The organism is Nocardia sp. CY41, from assembly GCF_009829325.1.
Lineage (GTDB): Bacteria > Actinomycetota > Actinomycetes > Mycobacteriales > Mycobacteriaceae > Nocardia.
Genome location: NZ_VUOS01000027.1, coordinates 98,830 through 121,104, shown reverse-complemented (window position 1 = coordinate 121,104; position 22,275 = coordinate 98,830). Strand labels below are relative to the sequence as shown.

At 68.8% G+C, this 22,275-nt stretch carries 20 protein-coding genes and 1 tRNA gene; 9 read left to right on the top strand and 12 right to left on the bottom strand.

Annotated features, from left to right (window positions below; translation table 11 throughout):
• The first annotated feature begins 59 nt into the window (after nucleotides 1-59).
• Nucleotides 60-1,085, top strand: coding sequence for a YlbL family protein (locus GVY64_RS28770; protein WP_201298200.1), 1,026 nt, complete (start codon nucleotides 60-62; stop codon nucleotides 1,083-1,085).
• Between the two features lie 49 nt (nucleotides 1,086-1,134).
• Here GVY64_RS28770 and GVY64_RS28765 read toward each other — a convergent pair whose 3' ends face one another.
• A complete protein-coding gene (locus tag GVY64_RS28765) occupies nucleotides 1,135-1,716 on the bottom strand; it encodes a PPA1309 family protein (protein ID WP_159848101.1) in 582 nt (193 codons plus the stop codon).
• 210 nt (nucleotides 1,717-1,926) lie between these two features.
• Between GVY64_RS28765 and GVY64_RS28760 the strand changes: the two genes are divergently transcribed.
• A complete protein-coding gene (locus GVY64_RS28760) occupies nucleotides 1,927-4,926 on the top strand; it encodes a UPF0182 family protein (protein ID WP_201298199.1) in 3,000 nt (999 codons plus the stop codon).
• 89 nt (nucleotides 4,927-5,015) lie between these two features.
• Here the strand turns inward: GVY64_RS28760 and GVY64_RS28755 are convergent, their stop codons facing one another.
• Complete coding sequence (locus GVY64_RS28755) at nucleotides 5,016-5,561, bottom strand: transglycosylase family protein (protein ID WP_159848098.1); 546 nt, start codon at nucleotides 5,559-5,561, stop codon at nucleotides 5,016-5,018.
• A gap of 531 nt (nucleotides 5,562-6,092) precedes the next feature.
• On the opposite strand from GVY64_RS28755, the gene GVY64_RS28750 reads away from it, so the two are divergent.
• Nucleotides 6,093-6,166, top strand: a tRNA-Met gene (locus tag GVY64_RS28750).
• Between the two features lie 120 nt (nucleotides 6,167-6,286).
• Here the strand turns inward: GVY64_RS28750 and GVY64_RS28745 are convergent.
• From GVY64_RS28745 to GVY64_RS38920, 4 genes are read right to left on the bottom strand one after another with little or no spacing between them, the layout of a single operon-like run.
• Nucleotides 6,287-6,616 carry an SH3-like domain-containing protein gene (locus tag GVY64_RS28745; RefSeq protein WP_159848095.1) on the bottom strand — a complete coding sequence of 110 codons (330 nt, stop codon included), beginning with the start codon at nucleotides 6,614-6,616 and terminating at the stop codon, nucleotides 6,287-6,289.
• Complete coding sequence (scnC, locus tag GVY64_RS28740) at nucleotides 6,613-7,323, bottom strand: thiocyanate hydrolase subunit gamma (RefSeq protein WP_159848093.1); 711 nt, start codon at nucleotides 7,321-7,323, stop codon at nucleotides 6,613-6,615. Before scnC ends, GVY64_RS28745 begins: the two co-directional genes overlap by 4 nt.
• Complete coding sequence (locus tag GVY64_RS38925; protein ID WP_159848090.1) at nucleotides 7,320-7,619, bottom strand: SH3-like domain-containing protein; 300 nt, start codon at nucleotides 7,617-7,619, stop codon at nucleotides 7,320-7,322. The genes scnC and GVY64_RS38925 overlap by 4 nt, the downstream gene beginning before the upstream one ends.
• Nucleotides 7,616-8,041 carry an SH3-like domain-containing protein gene (locus tag GVY64_RS38920; RefSeq protein ID WP_159848087.1) on the bottom strand — a complete coding sequence of 142 codons (426 nt, stop codon included), beginning with the start codon at nucleotides 8,039-8,041 and terminating at the stop codon, nucleotides 7,616-7,618. The genes GVY64_RS38925 and GVY64_RS38920 overlap by 4 nt, the downstream gene beginning before the upstream one ends.
• Nucleotides 8,042-8,675: 634 nt before the next feature.
• Here GVY64_RS38920 and GVY64_RS28725 point away from each other — a divergent pair.
• A complete protein-coding gene (locus tag GVY64_RS28725) occupies nucleotides 8,676-9,482 on the top strand; it encodes a VOC family protein (RefSeq protein WP_159848084.1) in 807 nt (268 codons plus the stop codon).
• 64 nt (nucleotides 9,483-9,546) lie between these two features.
• On the opposite strand, the gene GVY64_RS28720 is transcribed toward GVY64_RS28725, so the two are convergent.
• Both GVY64_RS28720 and GVY64_RS28715 read right to left on the bottom strand, forming a co-directional pair.
• Nucleotides 9,547-10,218, bottom strand: a complete 672-nt coding sequence (locus GVY64_RS28720; RefSeq protein WP_159848081.1) for a response regulator — start codon at nucleotides 10,216-10,218, stop codon at nucleotides 9,547-9,549.
• A complete protein-coding gene (locus tag GVY64_RS28715) occupies nucleotides 10,215-11,372 on the bottom strand; it encodes a sensor histidine kinase (protein WP_236567307.1) in 1,158 nt (385 codons plus the stop codon). The genes GVY64_RS28720 and GVY64_RS28715 overlap by 4 nt, the downstream gene beginning before the upstream one ends.
• A gap of 223 nt (nucleotides 11,373-11,595) precedes the next feature.
• On the opposite strand from GVY64_RS28715, the gene GVY64_RS28710 reads away from it, so the two are divergent.
• On the top strand, nucleotides 11,596-12,522 hold the full coding sequence (locus GVY64_RS28710; RefSeq protein WP_159848078.1) for a sterol desaturase family protein: 927 nt from the start codon (nucleotides 11,596-11,598) through the stop codon (nucleotides 12,520-12,522).
• Between the two features lie 180 nt (nucleotides 12,523-12,702).
• On the opposite strand, the gene GVY64_RS28705 is transcribed toward GVY64_RS28710, so the two are convergent.
• Nucleotides 12,703-13,509 carry a nuclear transport factor 2 family protein gene (locus tag GVY64_RS28705; RefSeq protein WP_159848075.1) on the bottom strand — a complete coding sequence of 269 codons (807 nt, stop codon included), beginning with the start codon at nucleotides 13,507-13,509 and terminating at the stop codon, nucleotides 12,703-12,705.
• A gap of 115 nt (nucleotides 13,510-13,624) precedes the next feature.
• Between GVY64_RS28705 and GVY64_RS28700 the strand changes: the two genes are divergently transcribed.
• Together GVY64_RS28700 and GVY64_RS28695 are read left to right on the top strand one after the other, a co-directional pair.
• Entirely contained in the window at nucleotides 13,625-14,416 is a 792-nt protein-coding gene (locus GVY64_RS28700; RefSeq protein WP_159848072.1) for a 3-oxo-5-alpha-steroid 4-dehydrogenase, read from the top strand.
• Nucleotides 14,417-14,577: 161 nt separating this feature from the next.
• On the top strand, nucleotides 14,578-15,927 hold the full coding sequence (locus GVY64_RS28695; RefSeq protein ID WP_159848069.1) for a TIGR01777 family oxidoreductase: 1,350 nt from the start codon (nucleotides 14,578-14,580) through the stop codon (nucleotides 15,925-15,927).
• 770 nt (nucleotides 15,928-16,697) lie between these two features.
• On the opposite strand, the gene GVY64_RS28690 is transcribed toward GVY64_RS28695, so the two are convergent.
• Entirely contained in the window at nucleotides 16,698-17,543 is an 846-nt protein-coding gene (locus GVY64_RS28690; protein ID WP_159848066.1) for a MerR family transcriptional regulator, read from the bottom strand.
• 522 nt (nucleotides 17,544-18,065) lie between these two features.
• Between GVY64_RS28690 and GVY64_RS28685 the strand changes: the two genes are divergently transcribed.
• Together GVY64_RS28685 and GVY64_RS28680 are read left to right on the top strand one after the other, a co-directional pair.
• Nucleotides 18,066-18,689: a lipocalin family protein gene (locus tag GVY64_RS28685; RefSeq protein WP_442939640.1), complete on the top strand. Its 624-nt coding sequence runs from the start codon at nucleotides 18,066-18,068 to the stop codon at nucleotides 18,687-18,689.
• A gap of 125 nt (nucleotides 18,690-18,814) precedes the next feature.
• Entirely contained in the window at nucleotides 18,815-20,140 is a 1,326-nt protein-coding gene (locus GVY64_RS28680) for a cryptochrome/photolyase family protein (protein ID WP_159848063.1), read from the top strand.
• A gap of 9 nt (nucleotides 20,141-20,149) precedes the next feature.
• Here the strand turns inward: GVY64_RS28680 and GVY64_RS28675 are convergent, their stop codons facing one another.
• A complete protein-coding gene (locus GVY64_RS28675) occupies nucleotides 20,150-20,743 on the bottom strand; it encodes a hypothetical protein (RefSeq protein ID WP_159848060.1) in 594 nt (197 codons plus the stop codon).
• A 338-nt stretch (nucleotides 20,744-21,081) separates the two neighbouring features.
• Nucleotides 21,082-22,059 (bottom strand): UDP-glucose 4-epimerase GalE, encoded by a 978-nt coding sequence (gene galE / locus GVY64_RS28670; protein ID WP_159848057.1) that lies wholly within the window; start codon nucleotides 22,057-22,059, stop codon nucleotides 21,082-21,084.
• Nucleotides 22,060-22,275 lie beyond the last annotated feature (216 nt).

Here is a 22,275-nt window from a genome sequence, read left to right as displayed (position 1 = left end):
CCGGGTGAAATGACCGCCTCCGGCACCTCGCGCCGCCGGTTGTCATTACTGTGGTCCGGGTGAATCGTCGGATCCTCACCCTGGTCGCCGCTCTGATCCCGGTGCTCGTGCTCGGTGTCGCCGGCAGTGTGCTGACTGTGCCGTTCGTCGCACTCGGTCCCGGGCCCACCTTCAACACCCTCGGCCAAGTGGACGGCAAGGAAGTCGTCGACGTCCGGGGCACCGAGGTCGATCCGACCACGGGCCATCTCAACATGACAACGGTGTCGGTGCGGGACGGCCTGAGCATCTTCGAAGCATTCGGCTTCTGGGCCAGCGGCAAGCACGGCTTGGTGCCGCGCTCGGAGGTCTACCCGCCCGGCGTGTCCCGCGAGGAGATCGACAAGTCCAACCAGGAGGACTTCAAGGATTCCGAAGGCAACGCCGAGGTCGCCGCCCTGCACTATCTGAACTTGCCCACGGTCGTGCTGCTGCGCAAGGTGGCCGACGACGGGCCCGCCCGTGACGCGCTGCGTGCCGGTGACGAACTGGTCAGCATCAACGGCGCGCCGGTGGCGACGCCCAAGGACGTCGTCACCACGGTCGGGGGCCAGGCGCCCGGTAGCACGCTGACCGTGGTGTACCGGCGCGACAACGCCGAGCAGACCGCGACGATCGTCCTCGGCGCCCGTCCCGACGACCCGACCAAGGGCTACCTCGGCGTGACACCGGGCGAGGGCGCCCGCCCGCCGCTGCAGGTGGCCTTCAACCTGGCCGACATCGGCGGCCCCTCGGCGGGCCTGATGTTCAGCCTGGCCGTGATCGACAAGCTGACCCCCGGCGAGCTGGACAGCGGCAAATTCGTGGCGGGCACCGGGACCATCGATCAGGACGGCAAGGTCGGCCCGATCGGCGGCATCCAGTACAAGATGATGGCCGCGCGGGAGGCCGGCGCGGAGACCTTCCTCGTCCCCGCCGCCAACTGCAACGAAGCCAAGCAGCGGACCCCGGACGGCCTGCGGCTGGTGCGCGTCGAGAACCTCACCGGCGCGGTGCAGTCGCTGAACGAGATCAGCGCGGGCAAGGAGCCGGTCAGCTGCGGGTGATGCGGCTCAGCGAGGTCGGTGACCCGCGCCGGAAGGAACCGGGGAGCGCTTACTCGAGCGTATGGTGCAGCGCCTCCACCAGATTCGGCGCCAGGTTGGGGTAGGTGCGCAGGTCGAGATCGCCGAATTCGTCGGCGTCGTCCTCGGGGCGCAGTTGCAGCAGGCACAGCGACGCACCGTCGCGCAGCACCGCGGCGAACAACCGGGCCTCCCGGCGCTCCGGGTGCGCTTCGGCGGCGGCGCGCGCGGCCGCGTCGGCCGCGTCATGGTCGGCCAGCAGCGGGGCGAGCGCGTCGTCGAGTGTCGATTCGGCATCCGGCGGCAGCACCACGATCTCCTGCACCAGCACGCAACCCCGGACCGCGGGCGGCCAGCTGGTGGTGGCCAGGAATTCGTCCAAGGCGATCGAGCCGCCGGTGATGTCGTCCGGGAAAGCCTCCTGGGCGACCGGCGTCAGCTCGTCGCCCTCGTCGAGCTGGTCCTCCAGTTCCGGCTGCGCCGCGACCAGTTCCGCGGTCGGCACCAGGGCGAACATCTGCGGGGGACGGCCCCACCCCTCGGCGTCGACGAATTCCGCCACCTCCCGGACGGATCGGGCAAGGACGAGTTCGGCGTGCAGGTCTGGGGTCACGCGAATATCCAATCAAACCGCCGGACGGAGCTGCCGGAAACCCGGACGATCGGTTCCCCGGCGCGGCTAGCGCAACCCTGCCAGCTGCATGGTGTCCGATTTCCGTAGAGTGGGCCGGGACGGTCCGGAAGGACCACCCGCAACATCGGACTGCGGCGCATCGGCCGGGCGTATCGGTGCGAGCGTCGCCGGACCTTGGAGAGTGGCATCGTGGGCATGCGGCCCCCCACCGGCTTACCTTCGCTGTCCCGACGCAGCCGTGTGCTGCTGGTGGCGGCCATCGTCCTCGCGGCGTTGCTGCTGCTCGGGCCGCGGCTGACGGACGCCTACACGAATTGGCTATGGTTCGGCGAGGTCGGCTTCCGCAACGTGTACCTCACGGTGTTGCGCACCCGGGTGCTGTTGTTCCTGGTCGTGGCGGCCTTCGTCGGGCTGGTGGTCTGGCTGGCTTTGCTGCTGGCGTACCGCTCCAGGCCGGTGTTCGTACCGGTGGCGGGCCCGAACGATCCCATCGCGCGCTACCGCACCACGGTGATGAGCAGACTGCGGCTGTTCGGCGTCGGCATCCCGGTGTTGCTCGGCCTGCTGTCGGGTCTGGTGGCGCAGTCGAACTGGGTGACGGTGCAGCTGTTCCTCAACGGCGGATCGTTCGGTGAGAAGGATCCGGAGTTCGGCCTCGACGTCGGGTTCTACGCCTTCGACCTGCCCTTCTACCGCATGGTGCTGAACTGGTTGTTCGTCGCGGTGGTCATCGCGTTCTTCGCCAGCCTGGTCACCCACTACGTCTTCGGCGGACTGCGCCTGACCGGCCGCGAGGGCACGCTCACCCGGGCCGCGCGGATCCAGCTGGCGCTGCTGGCCGGAACCTTCGTGCTGCTCAAGGCGATCGCGTACTGGTTCGACCGATACGAACTGCTCTCCAGCAGCCGCAAGGAACCCACCTTCACCGGCGGTTCGTTCACCGACATCAACGCGGTGCTGCCCGCCAAGCTCATCCTGCTGTCGATCGCGGTGATCTGCGCGCTGGCCTTCTTCGCCGGCATCGTGCTGCGCGATCTGCGCGTGCCCGCGATGGCCGCCGCGCTGCTGGTGCTGTCCTCGATCCTGGTCGGCGCGGTGTGGCCGCTGGTGGTCGAACAGTTCTCCGTGCGTCCCAACGCCGCGGACAAGGAGAGCGAGTACATCGAACGCAACATCGCCGCCACCAGGCAGGCGTTCGGCATCACCAACGACCGGATCGATTACAAGGACTACAAGGGCGAAAGCAGCAAGAGCCCGCTCGAGGTGCCGGTGGACGCCGCGACCATCGGCAACGCCAGGCTGCTCGACCCGAACATTCTCTCGCCCACCTTCACGCAGCTGCGCCAGCTGAAGAACTTCTACGGCTTCCCGGAGTCGCTGGACATCGACCGTTACAACCTCGACGGCGACGTGCAGGACTACATCGTCGCAGCCCGGGAGCTCTCGCCCGCTGCGCTGAGCGGCAACCAGACCGACTGGATCAACCGGCACACCGTGTACACCCACGGCAACGGCTTCGTCGCCGCCCCCGCCAACCGGGTGAACAAGCCGCCGTCGGACGATCCCAACGCCGCGGGCGGCAGCGGCGACGGCGGCTACCCGATCTTCATGGTGAGCGACCTGTTCACGCCCGCGGACAAGCAGCGGATCAAGGTGGACCAGCCGCGGGTGTATTTCGGGGAGCTGATCTCGCAGGCCAACCCGGACTACGCGATCGTCGGCGCGACGGACGGCCAGCGTCCGCGCGAGTACGACTCGGACGTCGCGCAGTACACCTACACCGGCAAGGGCGGCGTGCCGATCGGCAACTGGTTCAACCGCCTCGCCTTCGCGGCCAAGTACGCCGAGCGCAACATCCTGTTCTCCTCCGCCATCGGCGAGGACTCGAAGATCATCTTCAACCGCAGTCCGCGCGAACGGGTGCAGAAGGTCGCGCCCTGGCTGACCACCGACGGGAACGCCTATCCCGCCGTCGTCGGCGGACGGATCGTCTGGATCGTGGACGCCTACACCACGCTGGACAATTACCCGTACGCGCAGACCACCTCGCTGGAGGGCGCGCTGGAGGACAGCATCGACAAGAAGACCGGGCGGTTGCTGCCGCGCAAGGAGGTCAGCTACATCCGCAACTCGGTGAAAGCGACGGTCGACGCCTATGACGGCAGCGTCACGCTCTACGAGGTGGACTCGTCGGACCCGGTGCTGAAGGCCTGGCGCGGGGTGTTCCCGGGGGCGGTGAAGCCGGAGAGCGAGATCTCGCCGGAGCTGCGGGCGCACTTCCGCTACCCGGAGGATCTGTTCAAGGTGCAGCGCGAGATGCTGTCGAAGTATCACGTGGACGATCCCCGGGAGTTCTTCACCAACAACGCCTTCTGGTCGGTGCCCGCGGATCCGACCACCGAGGGCGGCACCACCGCCAACCAGCCGCCGTATTACGTGCTGCTCGGCGATCCGAAGACGAACAAGCCGACGTTCAATCTGACCAGCGCGATGACCGGCTACAACCGGCCTTATCTCGCCGCCTATATCTCGGTGCGTTCCGACCCGGATGGATACGGCAAATTCACGATTCTCCGATTGCCAACGGACACACAGACATTGGGTCCGCAGCAGACGCAGAACCGGATGACGACGTCGCCGGATGTGTCCCGCGAGAAAACGTTGCTGTCGAATTCGAACAAGATCAAATATGGCAATTTGCTGACCTTGCCGGTTGCCGACGGTGGCATTCTCTATGTGGAACCGTTCTACAACGAACGCAACACCGGGCCGAACACGGCGACTTTCCCGCAGCTGCTGCGGGTGCTGGTGAGCTACCGGGACGAGGCGGGCAACGTCAAGGTGGGCTACGCCTCGACCCTGACCGACGCGCTGAACCAGGTCATCCCGGGCGCGGGCACGTTGGCGACGCCGTTCGGCGGTGACTCGGGGACCAGGCCGAAGCCGGGGACCGCTCCGGCGCCCGCCGACGGCAACAACGGGACCGGCGCCGCAGCGACCCCGCCGCCCGCGTCGGTGCCCCCGCCCGCGCCGGGATCGTCCTCGGCCAAGGACGCCGCGGCGGCCGAGCTCAATCGCAAGATCGAGAACGTGCGAAACGCCATGCGCAGCGGAAACTTCCAGGACTTCGGCCGGGCGCTGGACGAGCTGGAAGCCGCCGTCAAGGCGTATCAGGACGCGGGTCGCTGACCGGCGCCGCCGGTCGGAGAGGCACTCGGACGAAGAACGCCGCCATCGTGACGATGGCGGCGTTCTTCGGGTTCGTGACCCGGGAGACGTCAGCGACCGAGCGAGTCGATCAGCGCGCTGTTCCGGCTGAGGATCTGCTGGAGCTGGTCCTGCACGCCGTACTGCTCGGCGAACTCGGACGCGGCGGACTCGGCCTGCTCGATCACCGACTGCGCGGCGCTCACGGCGGGCTCGGCGGGTTCGGGCACGGCGGGCAGTTCCTCCGCCTCGACGAGCGGCTCGGGCGAGGAGGTGCCCGCGCGCAGGTACTTGCCGCAGGACGGCCAGGCGCCCGGGCCCTGGGTGGCGAGCACGTTCTCCGCCACGCGGATCTGCTCTTCCTTGCTCGCGGTGTGGGCCGAGCCCTTCCCACCGTTGGCCGCCCAAGTGCTCTGCGAGAACTGCAGGCCGCCGTAGTAGCCGTTTCCGGTGTTGATCCCCCAGTTGCCACCGCTCTCGCACTGCGCGACGCCGTCCCAGTCGTGGGTCGCCGCGGAGGCGGAAGCGGTGGAGAATGCGAACGGGACGGCAACAAGTGCGCCGGTGATGGCGGCGAAGCCGAGGGCGCGGGTGCTGATCTTCCGGTTCTCAGTCATGGTCGTTTCCCTCCCTGCGCCCGCCGGCACGGCGATGAATCACTGCCGTGTCCCTGTCCCCAGGTCGTCGGGGATCCTCGAACCGCGGGACAGGGTCGCCGGTGTTCGGCGGTTCGAGTTCGAGCCCGTCTCGGATGATCCGGGCCGTGGAGTGACGGTAACGAAGAAATCTCAGCAGATCACATCTGGATAACGCCGGAATTGCATGAAGCGAATAACCCGAATATCCCCGTTTCTCCAGGTGGGAAACGTCATCAACACGCTTCGGTGATGGTACGTTATCGCATCGTTATGTGAGTGATATCACTGTGATATAGTGAAGTACATCACGTTTGAAGCGGCTAACTGGTGGCAAATCTTGTGGGCGCGGCGCGGGAATGCGTCTTCCGGTAGTTGGGTGCCGCCGAGTGTTTCCGAGATTCGGCGCCGGCTCGTGTTCGGCGTTCGGTGGTCTGTTCACCTCCTCGAAACCGCGCCTGAGCAGGCGATTTGCAGTCTGCGCGAACGCGTGTGTAATGTTGTGTTCACCGACGCGGGGTGGAGCAGCTCGGTAGCTCGCTGGGCTCATAACCCAGAGGTCGCAGGTTCAAATCCTGTCCCCGCTACTAGCGAAACGGCCCGGAACCACCAGGTTCCGGGCCGTTTCGTTTTGGGTCGATGCTCCAGTTGGTTGCCTATCCGTCGGCCGACGCGCGGCTCCGACCGCCGCACGGTTCCGATGGAAGCTATTGCCGGTGCAAGCGCTCCCGCACGGCGTCCATGCGGGCGCGGAGTTCCTCCGGCGTGATCACGCCCCGTTCCATCAGCGTGTGCGCGGTGACGACCACCGAGCGACTGCGGACCGGGAAATCGTGATAGATCGTCTCGCCCAGCGCGTCCTCGGCGTGACGACGCTCCAGGTTGTCCAGGGCCCCGCGCCAGGAGAGGCATTCGCAGGTGGCCTGCATGCTCGACTCCCACGGGTCGGGTGCGCGATCGAGCTCGGGCAGCGCACTCTCTCGGCGCGCCGCGGGATCCAAGGCGCTCAGCAGGACTTCGTACGGACCACTCGTCACCGGCGCCCCTCCTTACTCGTAGCGGACTCGACTCGGTTCGGTGGCTGCTGCGCGGTCCAATCGACCTGGGGTAGCGCCACGCCGATCATGGTGTCCCGGGTGACGATGGCGGCCAGCTGCTCCTCGGTCCAGCCCTCGGTGCCCTCGGGGCGCATCGGCAGCACCATGAATCGGGACTTCTGGTTCGAATCGTGCACCCGGATCTCGACGTCGGGCGGGAAATGCAAGCCGAATTCGGCGAGTACCTCGCGGGGCCGGCGCACCAGGCGGCGACGGTAGTTGGGCGTGCGATACCAATCCGGGGACATGCCCAGCACGGGGCGCGGATAGCACGAGCACAGCGTGCACACGATGACGTTGTGCACCTGCGGCGTGTTCTCCAGTACGTAGAAGTAGGTGTAGTCGCTCGGCGTCCCGGATCCGGTCGGATCGCGCCAGTCGATGCCGACCTCCTTGCACGTCTCGGTCCCGTCGGCGAGCAGGCGCGCCTTGAACTCGGGGTCGGTCCACGCCTTCGCCACGAGTTTCGATCCGCCGTGCGGCCCGACCGATTCGGCCCACTCGCTGAACCGGCGGTGGTCTTCCTGCGAGAAGAGACCCTTCTCGATGGCGAGTTCCCGGACCGCCGTCTCGAGCACTTCGAACTCGCTGATCTCCTCGCTCGTCCGGATCGGCGCGTGCGCGTCGTGATCGTGGGTCCGGCTCACCGGGCATCCTCCTCTGTGGGCTCGAGCCAGCGCTCGGAGACCTCCGTCTCCAGGGTGTCGACGTCGAAGCCGGTGTATGTAGGCCACAAATCCTTCTGGCGGAATCGCACGACATAGAACGGCTCGACGCGACCGTCCTCGCGTCCCCACGCCTCGTCCTCCGGGATGATCCACTCCGGGCGGTACTCGACGACGACGCCGGTGTGCCCCCGGGTGTAGGCCTGGGTCCGGGTGTGGAACATCGACGTGGCGTCGCGGACCCGCACCCGATCGCCGATTCGGTACTTCCTGCTCATGCGCGCGCCTCCATTCGGGCGCGTACTTCGTCCAGCTTGGCCGACAGCTCATCGGGGGTGATCAAACCCTTGGCGATCAAGGTCTTCGCCGCGACGGTCGCCCAGCGCGCGTAGTAGGGGAGACCGAAGTACAACGTCGCGCCCAAGTCGTTCTCCGCTCGCCTGCGTTCTTCGGAGTTCCACACGCCGCGCCAGCCGAGGCATTCGCAGGTGACGTAAGTGCGCATCTCCCAGGGCTCTTCCTCCTTCTCCCGGTAATCGACCGGGATGTCCGGCTGTCCGCCCACGTCGTGCAGCACGTGCCGGAGGGCGGCGAACAATTCGTTGGAGATCTCGTAGGGCGAGTCCAGCGGTTCGCGGAAGACCGGTGCGAGGTCCGCGACGCGATGCTGCAGCTCGTCGAATCGGTTCGGTGCGCTCATGATGTCTCCGAAGTGACGGATCCGGTGTCCCCGGTGCGGCGTTCACGGCGGGTGTGTGCGCACGCGCCGCCACTCGTCGATGCGGGAGTGGAAGCGAGCGCCATGGGGACTCCAACGGGACGGCCGGCCCGGCTATCGGGCAGGCGAGTGCAGTCAGGCGGGGTATGTGACCCCAGTCACAATCACATGGTTCGAAAGCCAAGAGTACACGTCAAGATCGATTTGCTGAAGGATGCCTGGAGCGCGGGGCGACCGCGCGCGTCGTTTCCGATCAGGCTCTTGACTAGCCGGAAATGTGGAGGAGACTAGTCATTACACCGGAACACCGGTAGGTGAGCGCACTGTCAGCTGAGACGTCGGCAGGCAGTGAAGACAACCGACCCAGGATCCGGCTAGGCCCCCGGCAAGCCAGCCGAAATACCGGAGCACTCAGCGACGACTGAGACCCACGGTTTCGACGAGACTACCGGGGACTGATCTGTGTAGGGGGTTTTCCACCTGGGTTCCAGGCTTGCGAGCGCGACACGGCGCTCCGGCCGAATCGACTCACTCCAACGGAATGCTGATGGTTGACTAGCCGTGTGCCGGCTGTCTCGGCCCGCACATCGGCAACCCGTGTCAGGAGGCACCCGCAATGCCCACTCATGACGGAAGCTGGCCGCAGGGAACGCCGTGCTGGGTCGACTGCCAGGTCGACGACCCGGGGCGCGCCCGCGAATTCTATGGCGCTCTCTTCGGCTGGCAGATCGAGGACAGCCCGCCCGAGGCTGGGGGATATCTGATGGCGATGCGCAACGGCCGCGCGGCCGCGGGCATCGGACCAAAACCGGAAGGCATGCCGATGCCGTCGGTGTGGACCACCTACCTCGCCGCCGACAGCGCCGACGCCGTCGCGCAGAAGGTCGGCGCCGCGGGCGGCTCGCTGATGATGCAACCGTTCGACGTGCTCGACGTCGGCCGCATGGTCGTCGGCGCCGATCCCACCGGCGCGGTCTTCGGGATCTGGGAGGCCAAGGCCCACGCGGGCGCGGGCATCTACAACGAGCACGGCGCCTACTGCTGGAACGAGCTGCACACCAGCGACTACAAGCAGGCGCAGCAGTTCTACGCCGACGTGTTCGGCTGGCACTACACCGAGATCGGCGACGGCGAGCATTTCGTCTACTCCACGTTCAGCTTGACGCAGGACGGCGACGCCGTCGGCGGCGTGAACGACTCGACGAAGATGCCGGGCGACAACCCGTCGTATTGGCTGGCCTGGTTCCAGGTCGGCAACACCGACGACGCGCTCGCCAGGGCGCGCGATCTCGGCGCCACCGTCATGTCGGGACCCGACGACAGCCCCTTCGGCCGCATGGGCATCGTCCAGGGGCCGCAGGGTGAGGTCTTCGGCATCATCGATCCGACGACGACCGTCGGGGAACCGCCGACCGGCGGGTGAGCCGCGCGCGGCGACAACCGAGCCACTGCGCTCGGTTGTCGCCGCCACATGGGCGGGAATGCCGTCAGTCGGAGCGTGCCGATTCCGGCGAGACCAGACCGTGCTGATGGGCGTAGACGACGGCGTGGATGCGATCGCGGACGCCGAGTTTGGCGAGGATGCGGGAGACGTGCGTCTTCACCGTCTCCTCGCCGACACCCAGCTGCGCGGCGATCTCGGCGTTGCTGCGCGCGTCGGCCAGCAGGAGCAGTACCTCCAGTTCGCGGGCGGTGAGCTGCTGGACTTCCGGCGGGGTGCGCGGGGGCGCGAGCGTGCTCGCGAAGCGGGAGACCAGGCGGCGGGTCATCGACGGGTCGATCAGCGCGTCGCCGCGGGCCGCGATCCGGATCGCCGTGACGAGTTCTTCGGGCGGCAGGCTCTTCAGCAGGAACCCGCTGGCGCCCGCCTGCAAGGCGCGATACAGGTTGGCGTCGCTGTCATAGGTCGTGAGCACCAGGACGTGCGTGCCGCCGGCGGCGACGATCGCGGTGGTGGCGGCCAAGCCGTCGAGTTTCGGCATGCGGACGTCGAGGATCGCCACATCCGGTCGCAGCCGGGCGGTCTCGGTGATCGCGGCCCGGCCGTCGCTCACCTCGGCGACGCAATCCAGGTCCGGCTGGCTGTCCACGACGGCGCGCAGGCCGGAGCGGAACATGCTGTGGTCGTCGGCGATCAGGACACGGATGGGCGGGTTCACGATCCTCCGATCGGCACGGACACCGTGGTGTGCCAGTGCGTGGCGTCGCGGCCGTAGTCCAGTGCGCCGTCGAACAGCTCGGCGCGGCGACGAATTCCGTGCAGGCCGCGCTGGATCGAGGGGTCGGCGGTGACCGCTTCACGGGGGAGGGGGTTCGTTGCGCGCAGCACCACTCGCTTCGGCAGGTACTCCACGTCCAAGCGGACGTGCGTGCCGTCGCCGTGGCGCAACGCGTTGGTCAGCATCTCCTGCACGATGCGGTACAGGGTGAGGTTCAACGAGTCCGGCAGTGTGACGGCGTCGCCGCGCACGCTCGTCTCGACCCGCAGCCCAGCCGCGCGGACGTGCTCGATCAGCCCGTCGATGTCGGCGAGCCCCGGCTGACGCTGCCCCTCGTCCTCCCGCCCGTGCAACAAGTCGAGCTGGCGGCGCAGATCGACCATCGCGGCCCGGCTGCTGGATTCCACCGCCGACAGCGATCGGGCGGCGGCCGCGTTCGCCGTGCCGCCCAGAGCCAGCCGCGCCGCACCGGCGTGGATGCCGATCGCGCTGACGTGATGGGAGATCACGTCGTGCAGGTCGCGGGCGATCGCCGCCCGTTCCTCGGTGACCGCGCGCTCCAGCGCGGTGCGGTGCTCCTGCTGCCGCAATCGGGCCCGCTGCTCCAGATCGGCGATGTAGGCGCCTCGCGCCGCGGTGTAGCGGCCGACGAGCCACGGGACGCAGCCCGCGGAGACGGTCGCGGCCAGCAACAGCCGCCAATCCCGCGCCGCGGCGCTGTCGGTGACCAGGTGCGCCCCGGCGACTCCTGCGCACAGCGACAACATGGTCAGCACGGAACTCGGTCCGGCGAGCCACGCCCCCGCGCGGTATCCGGCCACCAGGAACCCCACGTCGGCGAACCGCACCGGGAACCCGTGCCGATACAACAGCAGCGCGGCCAGCAGTCGCACGAGCACTTGCACCACCGCGACCACGCCCGCCGTCCGGGGCGGGGCGGCCAAGGCGAGATCGGCGGCGACGATGGCCGTGACAGCGGCGACCGTCTGCCACGGCGCCACCGCGAAGACGCCGCACAGACCCAGCACCACCGCGTCGATGACGGCGGCCACCATGGCGACCACCACCGACTGGCGGGCCAGTGATCTGCTCACGTCCAACAGTTCGTCACCGCCTCCGTCCGGTTCCGGTGCCGGGTCCTGGGGCGATCCTAGTGATCCGGCCGATCGCAGACGCCGCACGAACGACAACTCTGCCCGCGCGCCTGCGCGCTCGCGTCCCCCGCGCGGGGGACGCGAAGTCCCTCGCCGGCGCGATGTTTCCCCAGGCCCGGGCACGTAGCGTCCAAGGAAGAGGCCAGAGGAAGAAGGAGAACCCATGGGTCGTGTGGAGTTCGAGTTGCTGACCTACGCCATTCCGGCGTTCGCGGTGCTCATGCTGGTGGAGTGGATCGCCTACCGGCGCGATCCCGACCGGTCCGGCAACGGTGGATCGGTCCGCGACACCGCTTCCAACGTGACGACATTCACGGTGGGCAGGCTGGTCAAGCCGCTGATGCAGCATCTGGTGCCGTTCTCGGCCGTGGTCGTGGCCGCCGCGATCACGCCGCTGCACCTGTCGCCGCGATCCTGGTGGGTCTGGGTGCTCGGCTTGATCGTCACGGATCTGTGCTACTACTGGGCGCACCGCGCCGACCACCGGGTCCGGCTGATGTGGACCGCGCACAACGTGCACCACTCCAGTGAGCACTTCAACCTCTCCACCGCGCTTCGCCTCTCCTGGCTGCACCCGATCCCGAATATCCTGCGCGGGCTGGCGTGGGTGCCCGCGGCGCTGCTGGGCTTCCCCGCTTGGATGATCTTCTTGTTGCAGGGCATCGGGCTGCTTTATCAGTTCCCGATCCACACTCAGCGCGTCGAGACCCTCCCGCGTCCGATCGAATTCCTGTTCAACACACCCTCGCACCACCGTGTCCACCACGGGTCGAACCAGCCCTACATCGACAAGAACTACGGCGGCATCTTCATCATCTGGGATCGTCTGTTCGGCAGTTTCGCCGCCGAATCCGAACCGGTCCGCTACGGCCTCACCAAGAACATCGGCACCGACAACCCGCTGAAGGTCAACTATCACGAGTTGGCGGCGCTGATCCGCGACGTGCGCGGCGCGAGCACCTGGCGGGGGCGGCTCGGATACATCTTCGGCCCGCCCGGCTGGACCGAGCATGCCGTGCCGGTGTCCGCGCCGGTCGAAGCGCCGGTGTCCGACCGGGCCGGGGAACACGCCGGACAGCTCGCGTCGTGACCGGGTGCCGAGCCCGTTCATCGAACTGAGCTTGCCTTCAGCTCTGGTAGCCCGGTGCTGCGGTGCATCCGGCTACCGGCGCGCGTACTCCGAGGGGCGCAACCGCGACGGTCCGAGTGGGCGACCACGGGTGCAGGCATCGGCCGGTCGCGGCGACTCCCGGCGGGCGATCCGCCCGGGTCAGTCGCCGTCGAGATAGAACGTCACGCGCGCGATGCCTTCCCCGCTGGTCGCGAATTCCACGACCGCGACTCCGAATACCGCGCCGAGCCGGACACTCGCCGTGACGGTGTGGCCCGCGGCGATCACCTTGCTCCAGCGCATGTTGCGTACCCGATTGGTGAATTCCTCCACCGACACCGGCGTGCCCGCGGGCAATTCGATCTCGGCCCGGGACCCGAGCAGCTCGCGCACCCGGCTCAGATCGGTGCTCGCCGCGGCGGCGAAAAGCCCTGTCGTGGTGTGTTTTCCGCGGCGGCCCACGCCACCGAGCGCCTGCATCATGCCCAGCGCCCCGCCGACGCCCTGGTTGACGAGCAGTTGCGGCCCCAGCTTCAGCGCCGCGGCGAGCCCGGGCAGACCGGTGCGCAGCAGTTGCCAGATCATGCCCGCCAGTTCCCAATGCGCGGCGAGCGAGGCGATCTTCCATACGCCGTCCTGCTCGACCAGCCGATAGCGCAGGTGCATGGGGACGAGAACGGTGGCGCCGGTCGACATCGTGGTGACGACGGTCAGATCGCGCAGCACCGTCGGCGGATGGACCAGATCGCGATCGACCCGGAACGCGATGGTGTTCGGTCCGATGAAGGTGTCGTAGAACCGCGCTATGGCGGTGCGCCCCACGTGCGGGCGGGACCCCACCGGGTCGTTGACCTCCGCCCCCGCGGCGAACAGGCCCACCCACGCGGACTTGTCGTGCGCCGCGACCGCGTGCGGTGACGCCTCGACGGCCGTCAGCAGCGCTGCGGCCGAGGGATCCAGCGGCATGATGACACAACCTCCGTAGACGCGAGCCGGACTGGACACATGGTAGAACAAGTTCTAATTTTGGCGTCGCGTTCCGGTGTCCCGCCGGTCGCATCCGCAGGACAAAGGGAACTCGATGGACTGGTATACCGGCAACACCGTGTACGACACCGTGCTGACGATCGGCTTCGCGTTCGCGGCGTTCGTCGTGGTCGGCGGCTTGTTCGCGCAGAGTCCCTACGGTCGTTTCGCCTCCACCGAGGTCGGTTTCAACCTCAACCCGAAGCTGGGGTGGTGGTTGATGGAGATTCCGGCGACGGTGGTGTTCGCCCTCTGCTATCTCGCGGGCCCGAATCGTTTCGAACCCACCGCGCTGGCCCTGGCGGCCATCTGGGTGCTGCACTACGGCAACCGCGGCTGGTTCTTCCCGCTGTCCATCCGGCAGGTGCCCGGCAAGCGGAGCAGCTTCAATGTCTCGGTCCTCGCCGCGGGCATGTTCGTCACGGCGCTGCACGGCTATCTCAACGGCTCCCTGTTCAGTCACGACTACCTCGATCAATACGGGCCGGAATGGCTGACCGATCCGCGCTTCCTGCTCGGGCTCGTGGTCTACCTGAGTGGCTTCGCTCTGCTGGTGCGCTCCGAATCCATCGTGCGCAACCTGCGGGACAAGGCGGATCCCGGCGCGGCCGAGTATCGGATCCCCTACGGCGCGGGATTCCGGTTCGTCAGCAGTCCGGCCTATCTCGGCGAGCTGATCGCGTGGGCGGGTTTCGCGCTGGCGACCTGGTCGTTGGCCGGCGTGGTCATCTTCTTGATCACGGCGGGCAATCTGGTGCCGCGTGCCCTCGCCACACACCGGTGGTACCGGGAGAAGTTCGCCGACTATCCCGTGGATCGAAAGGCGTTGATTCCGTTCGTGGTCTGATCGCCTCGCGAAACCGGGGTCCCCGCCGATTGCCTATCGATTGAGTCATCGGTTGCATCGGACGTACTAGAAGTAGGTGGATACCTGGAGTTTTGAAAACCGCGTGCTATGTAACGATGCATGAACGCTGCATGGGGTGGGTTTCGGGCTAGAGTCGGGTCATGGGTATCGAGTACGCGAGCGTCATCGATCTACCCCGGTCCGAGGTGTTCGCCTGGCACGGTCGCCCTGGCGCGCTGACCCGCCTGGCGCCGCCATGGCAGCCCGTGTCTCCGCGCGCCGAATCGGACTCGCTCTGCGACGGGCAGGCCGTGCTCGGACTGCCCGGTGGCCTGCGCTGGGTGGCGCGGCACGACCCGGGCGAGTACGACCCCCCGCGCCGGTTCGTGGACGCGGTCACCGTCGACGGAATCGGCTCGCTGCCGGCCGGACTGCTGCCCTGGCGGCACACCCACGACTTCGAGGTCGTCGACGAGACGCGGACGCGGGTGGTGGACCGGGTGGACGCGCCGGTTCCCGCCACCGTGCTGCGTCCCATGTTCGCCTACCGCCACCGGCAGCTCGCCGACGATCTCGCGGCGCACGCGCGGGCGGCGGGGGAGGGCTTCGTGTCCAGGACCATCGCGGTGACCGGAGCGTCCGGCCTGGTCGGTTCGGCGCTGACCGCGTTCCTGTCCACCGGCGGGCACCGCGTCGTTCGGCTGGTCCGGCACACGCCGCGCGCCGCCGACGAAAGGCTGTGGGACACCGCCGACCCCGCGCCGGACCTGCTGGACGATGTGGACGCCGTGGTGCATCTGGCGGGGGCCTCCATCGCGGGCCGGTTCACCGAGGGGCACAAGCGTGCGATCGCGGGCAGCCGGATCGGTCCGACCCGGAAACTCGCCGAGGTCGCGGCCCGCGCGGCGGTGCCGGTCTTCGTGAGTGCCTCCGCGATCGGCTACTACGGCGCCGATCGCGGCGACGAGGCGTTGACCGAGCGATCGGTGCGCGGGACGGGCTTCCTTGCCGACGTGGTCGAGGAGTGGGAGGACGCGACGGCTCCCGCCGCCGAAGCCGGTGTGCGGGTGGTGCGCGTGCGTACCGGCATCGTGCAGTCCCCGCGCGGCGGCACCCTGCAGCTGTTGCGTCCGCTGTTCACCGCCGGGCTGGGCGGGCGCATCGGCAACGGCAGGCAATGGCTGTCGTGGATCGGAATCGATGACCTGATCGACATCTATCACCGGGCGCTCTGGGATGCGGAACTGTCCGGTGCGGTCAATGCCGTTGCGCCGCAACCCGTGCGGAACGCGGAGTACACCAAGATCCTCGCGCGCGTGCTGCACAGGCCCGCCCTGTTCCCGGTGCCCGGGTTCGGTCCCGCTCTGCTACTGGGCCGCGAAGGCAATCGTGAAGTGGCGTCCGCGAGTCAGCGCGTCGTCCCCGCGCGGCTGGCGGAGGCCGGGCACCATTTCCGGGCCCCGGCTCTGGAACCGGCGCTGCGACATCTGCTCGGCAGGCTCGCGGGCTGAGTCCGGGATGGCGCCGGGGCTCGCGACGGAATGGATGTTCCCGATCTGGCGGATGTAGTAGACCGATCGACGCCATTCCGGCGTTCGTGCCCGCGTCGCAGCAATCGACTGCCCTGTCCACCTTGCGGCTGGGTCTCGGAGAGTCTCCCGACATGCGAGTAGTCGCTGTTGAATCGGCTGTGAGCAAGAGACGGCTTGCGCTGGATGAGTGGAGCGCAACCGAGTCGGGCGACTGATCGGTGCGGTCCTGCGATCGCTGATGGTGCCGGCGAGGTGTGTGTGGAGCGCTCAGCCGGGTGCCTGGTGCGGGGCGCGTCCGCACGAGAGGTCCCATCTCCACTGCAGTTGCCGGCGGTGCGGGCGAGGTGTTGGCAGAGCGCTCCGCCGGTGACCTGTGCGGGCGCATCGGCGCGCTGGTCCGATCTCCACTGTGGTTGCTGATGGCGCGGGCGAGGTGTGTGTGGAGCGCTCCGCCGGTGACCGGTGTGGGGTGCGTCCGCACGAGAGGCCCCCTCTCCTCTGTGGTAGCTGACGCGCCGATGTCGGATTCCGTACTGCATCGATATTGCATCGATGATCGTGGGCAGCGGACTTGGCGGCCGAGCGCTGCGCGCGCGGGCGGCTCGTGCGGGAGAGGGGGTTTCGCCAGCTACCTCTGCTGGGTTCAGGGGATGATCTGAGCCGGCGGTCGCCGGGAGAAGCCAGGGCCGACGGAGGATTGCGTGGTGTCCGTCGATGGATCGGTTCGGCGGAAGCGCCCGGCGGGCTGGTCAGGCGAGCCGGTCGGCGGCGTCGACCAGGCTCTCGACGCGTTCCACGCCCTCGGGGAGGAAGACCGCCTCCCATCCCGGGCCGCCGACCAGCACGCGGGCGCCCGCGCCGAGGCAGGCGCGCACCGCGGAGGTCAACGCCGTGGACTCCTGCTGCGACCACAGCAGGACAGCGGCGGGGCGGTCGAACCGGGCGAGGGTGTCGGCGAGCGCGGCGGCGGGCACGTCGGCGCCCAGCATCCGGGCTCCGGCGCCGCGTTCGGCGAGCGCCGCGCGCAACACCTCCAGCGGCAGCGAATGCGTCTCCCCGCTGGTGCAGGCGAGCACCACCGGCGCCGTGCCGTCCGAAACCGACGGCGGGTGCGTCCGGTGCAGCACCGAGATGACGCACCAGGAAAGCAAGTGCTCCACATCGATGCATCCCTCGCCGCCGAGCTGCCGATCGACGATGTCGGCGAAAGCGGGGCGGCACAGCAGATTCCAGGTGTCCACCACGCCGAACGCGCGGACGTGCGCCTCGATCTGGTTCGACACCGCGGTGGTGTCCAGCGCGAAGGCCGCGGCCAGCAGCGCTTCCCGGCGGCCGAGCGTGGGCGCGGGCCCGCGCACCGCCGCCGCCGCGCCCGCCGGGCTCGCGCCCGCGCGGATCAGCGCCAGCATCCGTTCGAGCATGGCGATGTCGGCCCGGGTGTACAGGCGGTGCTGACCTGGGCGGTGCTGCGGCGGGCCGATGTCGTAGCGGCGGTTCCAGCTGCGCAGCGTCGCGGTCGGGATACCGAGACGCTCGGCGACCGCGCGCACCGTGTATCCGGCCGCGTCGGACACGGGGACGGGACCGGCGGGCATCGCCCCATTCTGCCCGCCGCCGCCGACGGGATCCGCTCCACCCGGCTGATCGGTGGGTCCGTGCGGTGGCATCACGTCACCGTCGGTTTCGCGCCGGGTCGTTCGGCGCGGGTCGACCGGGCGGTGTGAGTCCGGACGCGTGCACGTCGGCCGCCGCCGTCCGGGAGGGTGACCAGCGGCGGCGGTCCCGCCCGCTGCCCTGGCAGTGAGCGATCAGCCGGCCGGACGGCATCTCGCGGTGGGGCGGTCAGGACTGTGCGCCCGACCGCCACGGCTTCTCGCGGCTGTGGGCTTATCGGTGCCGGTTTTGGAGAGCGTGATGCTGCGCATTCGTGCGCCCGGACGCGCGGACCGAGCGGGCAGGTTCCCCAAGTGGCTGCGCACCTGTGTCCGGCAGGCGCCCGGCCGTCGATGTTCGGCGTTGTCCTCCGCGGCATCGTTCCTCCGGAAAAGGAAGGTTGCATCAATTGTGCATCGTTCTATGCTAGTGTGGTCAGCATCGCCGATTTCCGAGGAGTTAGCGTGCACCGTCGCAATCTGCTGCGTACGTCGACCCGCCTGCTCGCCGGGGTGGTGTCGGCGCTGTCCGCGACCGCTCTGGCGACGGGTGGCGCCTCCGCGGCTCCGAACCCGCTCGAGGGACCTGCGCCGGTGCCGCGCCTGGAGCTGGAGCGGTACTTGGGGACGTGGCGTCAGCTCGCCGCCGTCCCGCAGTACTTCAACCTCGCCTGCGCGCGAGATACCCAGGCGAATTACGCCCTCGATGCGGCGGGCAACATCGCGGTGCGCAACACCTGCACCACATGGACCGGCACGCAGAACGAGATCAACGGGACCGCTACGGTCAACGACCGGGAGACCGGTGCGCAGCTGCACGTCAGCTTCCCCGGCGTGCCGACCCAGGATCGTCTGGACGGGCCGACCAACTACATCGTCACGGCGCTCGGCCCGGCCTATTCGTGGGCGGTGGTCACCGACCCGAGCCGGATATCCGGATTCGTCCTGGCGCGCGCCGCGTCACTGGACGCGGAAGCCTGGCAGCAGGTGCGCGCGGCGATCGTCTCCGCGGGCCAGAACCCGTGCCTGTACCTGACCTCGCCGACGACCGGCGGTGACTCGCGCATCGTCCCGCTGTGCGCGGCGTGATCCGGCATGTTCGGCGCTCGTGAGGGCCGCGTCGGCGGCGGTGGGGCTGAGCCGCCCGACGCCGCGCCGGCGCGACCCTCACGGGCGCCGAGCACGACCGCTCTCGTCCGACAAGGAGCCTCGCGATGACCGTCACGATCGCGCTGTTCACCCGCGACCTGCGGGTGCGGGACAACCCGGTGCTGACCGCCGCGCACCGGGAAGGCGCCGCCGTGGTGCCGTTGTTCGTGCTCGACGACGCCGTCCTCGCCGGCCGCTTCGCCGCGCCGAACCGTGCGCGGTTCCTCGTCGCCGCCCTCGCCGAACTCGACGACGAACTGCGCGCCCTCGGCGGTGGCCTGGTCCTGCGCCGCGGTGACGTGGCCGCGGAGGTCGACCGCGTGGCCGCCGTAGTGCACGCCGAGAGCGTGCACGTCGCCGCCGATGTCAGCGGCTACAGTCGCAGGCGCGAACGGGCGCTGCGGGAGCGTCTCGCGCGGCGCGACTGCCTGCTGTACACCCATCCCGCCACCGTCACCGCCGCCGATCCGGCCACGCTGCTGCCCGCTACCGGGCGCGACCACTTCGCGGTCTTCAGCCCGTATTTCCGGCGCTGGTCCGACGCGCCGCTGCGCAAGCCGCTGGGCAAACCGAGCAGCCTCACGGTGCCGCGGGTGCCGAGCCTGCCGCTGCCGGACGCGGACGAGCTGTGCCCGGGACCGACGTCGCCGCAGCTTGCCGTGGGCGGTGAGACGACCGGGCGAAAGATCGTGCGCGATTGGCTGGCCGGGCCGGTCGAGCACTACGCGCGCGACAACGACGACCTCGCGGCCGACGACACTTCGCGGCTGTCGCCGTATCTGCACTTCGGCTGCGTGTCGCCGGTGGAGCTGGTGCACCGGGTCGACACGTCCACCGCCGGCGGGCACGCGTTCGCCCGTCAGCTGGCCTGGCGCGACTTCCACCACCAGTTGCTGGCCGCCCGCCCGTCGGCGGCCTGGTCGGACTACCGCCCCCGCTCGGTTCGCCGACGCGACGACGAGCAGGCCGTCGACGCCTGGCGCGAAGGGCGCACGGGGCATCCGATCGTGGACGCCGGGATGCGGCAACTGCGCGCGCAGGGGTGGATGCACAACCGCGCGCGGCTGATCACGGCCAGCTTCCTGACCAAGTCGCTGCGGGTCGACTGGCGGGTGGGGGCGGAGCACTTCTTGCGCTGGCTGGTGGACGGCGACCTGGCGAACAACCAGCTGAACTGGCAGTGGGTGGCGGGTACGGGGACCGACACCAGGCCGAATCGGGTGCTCAACCCGCTGCGTCAAGCGCAGCGTTACGACCCGGACGGCGAGTACGTCCGGCGTTGGGTTCCCGAGCTGGCGCACCTGCCCGGTGGACGTATCCACCGGCCGTGGCGTGAGCACGTCGATCCGGCGGACTATCCGGCGCCGATCATCGACTTCGTCGGGATGTAGCGGGGCGGCTCACCCGAGTCGCCGGTCCCTGACGAGCACTGCGTCGGCGACCGACTCGAAGGCCTGCACCACGTTCTCCAATTCGTCGCCGAGCTCACGCATCCCGGCGACCGCCATGAGGTCTTCGGTGTCGAAGTACCACCGCGCGAACAGGCGGCGGAAAGCGTCGTCGGCGTCGTCCGCCAGTCGCTGGATCTCGGCTCGATACCGCTGTGCTTCGAGGAAATTCAGCGGGGCGGTCAGCGATCGGGCCGTATGCTGCCCGCATTCTTCGACGATGGCGATCACCTCGGTGAGTTCGTCCACGAGCGCCGTCGTGTGGTGCAGGCTCGCGCGCTCGGCCGCCGTCCGCAGGTGGGCGACGACGCTGTGCAACGCCCGGCCGAGCGCGCACCGGCCCGCCGCCTCCGGCGCGCCGAGCAGTTCGCACACGAATTCGTCGCTGCGATCGGTGAGCACCGCGAGCCGCGCGTGCACCGCCGCGGGCTCGGCGGAATTCCGATGCAGCATGCCGAATATCGCCGCGGCTTGTCCGACCGTGCCCGCCGCAGACCGGAAACAGTCGTGCGAGTCCTCCCGGATCAACGGTTGCGACGACGCCACAAGTACTCCTGTCGGTGGGTGATTCCACAGCCGCGACCGGTGCCGCGACACAGATGATTCGAAGGCAGCGGCGCCGCGGATGAAACCTCGTGGATCGACCCGAGCGCGAGCTTCCGAATCCCCCTCGGGCGCGCTTGAATTGATATGTCGAGGATCTGCCACGCCCGAGGAAAGGGGCCTGTCATGGGCACCGTCGAAATCGCGATCACCATCGGCCGCATCGTGGACACGCTGCAGAAGGCGCTGATCCTGCTCATTCTCTGATCGACTCGTGAATCCGGGCGCCCCGGCGAGGGCGCCCGGAGATCACCGAATACGGCGAATCGTTCCTCGGTCGATCAGTCGCCGGACACCGACCGGTGGAATTCCCATGCGTCGGAGACGATGTCGGCCAGGTCCGGACGCTGCGGCTTCCAGCCGAGCCTGCTGCCCGCCTTGCCGCTCGCGGCCACGCAGACGGCCGGATCGCCCGGCCTGCGCGGGCCGTAGTGCACCGGGAAGTCACGTCCGGTTACTTCCCGCACGGTATCGAGCACCTGCCGGTTGGAGTAGCCGCTGCCGTTGCCGAGGTTGTACACCTCGTATTCGCGGGGGCGGATGGCTTCCAGCGCCAGCAGGTGCGCGGCGGCGAGGTCGGCCACGTGCACGTAGTCCCGGATGCAGGTGCCGTCCGGAGTCGGATAGTCGGTGCCGTAGAGGGTGAACGAAGGGCGCTGCCCGGCAGCGACTTGCAGCAGGATCGGAATCAGGTGCGACTCCGGGTCGTGACGTTCGCCCAGCCGCGCGCCGTGCGCTACGACGGCGCCGGAGGCGTTGAAGTAGCGCAGCGACGCGGCGCCGAGATCGCTCGCGCCGCACTCGCCCGCGATCATCATGTCCACGGTAGCCTTGGTCGCCGCGTACGGGTTGGCCGGACGCACTTCGGCGTTCTCGTCGAAGGGTGTGCTTCCGTCGCCGGTGTACATCGATCCGGTGCTGGAGAAGATCAGGCGCGGAGTGCCTGCGGCGCGTATGGCGCGCAGCAGTGCGAGGGAGCCTTCGATGTTGTTCCACCAGTACTTCTCCGGGTTCGCGACCGATTCGGCGACTTCGATCTTGGCGGCGAAGTGCAGCACGCCGTCGAAGCCGGACGCGGGCGTGAGCACGTCGGCGACCCGATGGATCGAGAGTTGGTGGAACACCGCGCGCGGCGGGAGGTTCGCCGGGAAACCGGTGGACAGGTCGTCGAGAATCTCTACCTCATGGCCCGCGTCGACGAGTTGGTGGGCGACGACGCTACCGATGTAGCCGGCGCCGCCGGTGACGAGAAGCTTCACGGATGTCCTCTCCTGGTGGTGGGTCGCGGAGGATCTCTGGCCGGTCCGCCGCGAGCGCGCCGACGGCCGGGGTCTTGTCTCGACCACTCTCGCATCCGGACCTCGACCGCGCCTTCATCGGCGCTTTGCCTCCGCTGCGCATGCCGATTCGGTTGCCAGGAGTTTCCCGGCGGGCTATCCGGCTGTCTCGAGATCCCGCGTCGAGGATCGTTTCCG

What these genes read in the sequence shown, in the direction of transcription:
- GVY64_RS28690 (WP_159848066.1), bottom strand. Translation starts at nt 17,543, where the DNA reads ATGCCCGCCGGTCCCGTCCCCGTGTCCGACGCGGCCGGATACACGGTG.
- GVY64_RS38920 (WP_159848087.1), bottom strand. Translation starts at nt 8,041, where the DNA reads ATGAGCGCACCGAACCGATTCGACGAGCTGCAGCATCGCGTCGCGGAC.
- GVY64_RS28700 (WP_159848072.1), top strand. Translation starts at nt 13,625, where the DNA reads ATGGACTGGTATACCGGCAACACCGTGTACGACACCGTGCTGACGATC.
- GVY64_RS38925 (WP_159848090.1), bottom strand. Translation starts at nt 7,619, where the DNA reads ATGAGCAGGAAGTACCGAATCGGCGATCGGGTGCGGGTCCGCGACGCC.
- GVY64_RS28755 (WP_159848098.1), bottom strand. Translation starts at nt 5,561, where the DNA reads ATGACTGAGAACCGGAAGATCAGCACCCGCGCCCTCGGCTTCGCCGCC.
- GVY64_RS28695 (WP_159848069.1), top strand. Translation starts at nt 14,578, where the DNA reads ATGGGTATCGAGTACGCGAGCGTCATCGATCTACCCCGGTCCGAGGTG.
- GVY64_RS28725 (WP_159848084.1), top strand. Translation starts at nt 8,676, where the DNA reads ATGCCCACTCATGACGGAAGCTGGCCGCAGGGAACGCCGTGCTGGGTC.
- GVY64_RS28680 (WP_159848063.1), top strand. Translation starts at nt 18,815, where the DNA reads ATGACCGTCACGATCGCGCTGTTCACCCGCGACCTGCGGGTGCGGGAC.
- GVY64_RS28710 (WP_159848078.1), top strand. Translation starts at nt 11,596, where the DNA reads ATGGGTCGTGTGGAGTTCGAGTTGCTGACCTACGCCATTCCGGCGTTC.
- GVY64_RS28705 (WP_159848075.1), bottom strand. Translation starts at nt 13,509, where the DNA reads ATGCCGCTGGATCCCTCGGCCGCAGCGCTGCTGACGGCCGTCGAGGCG.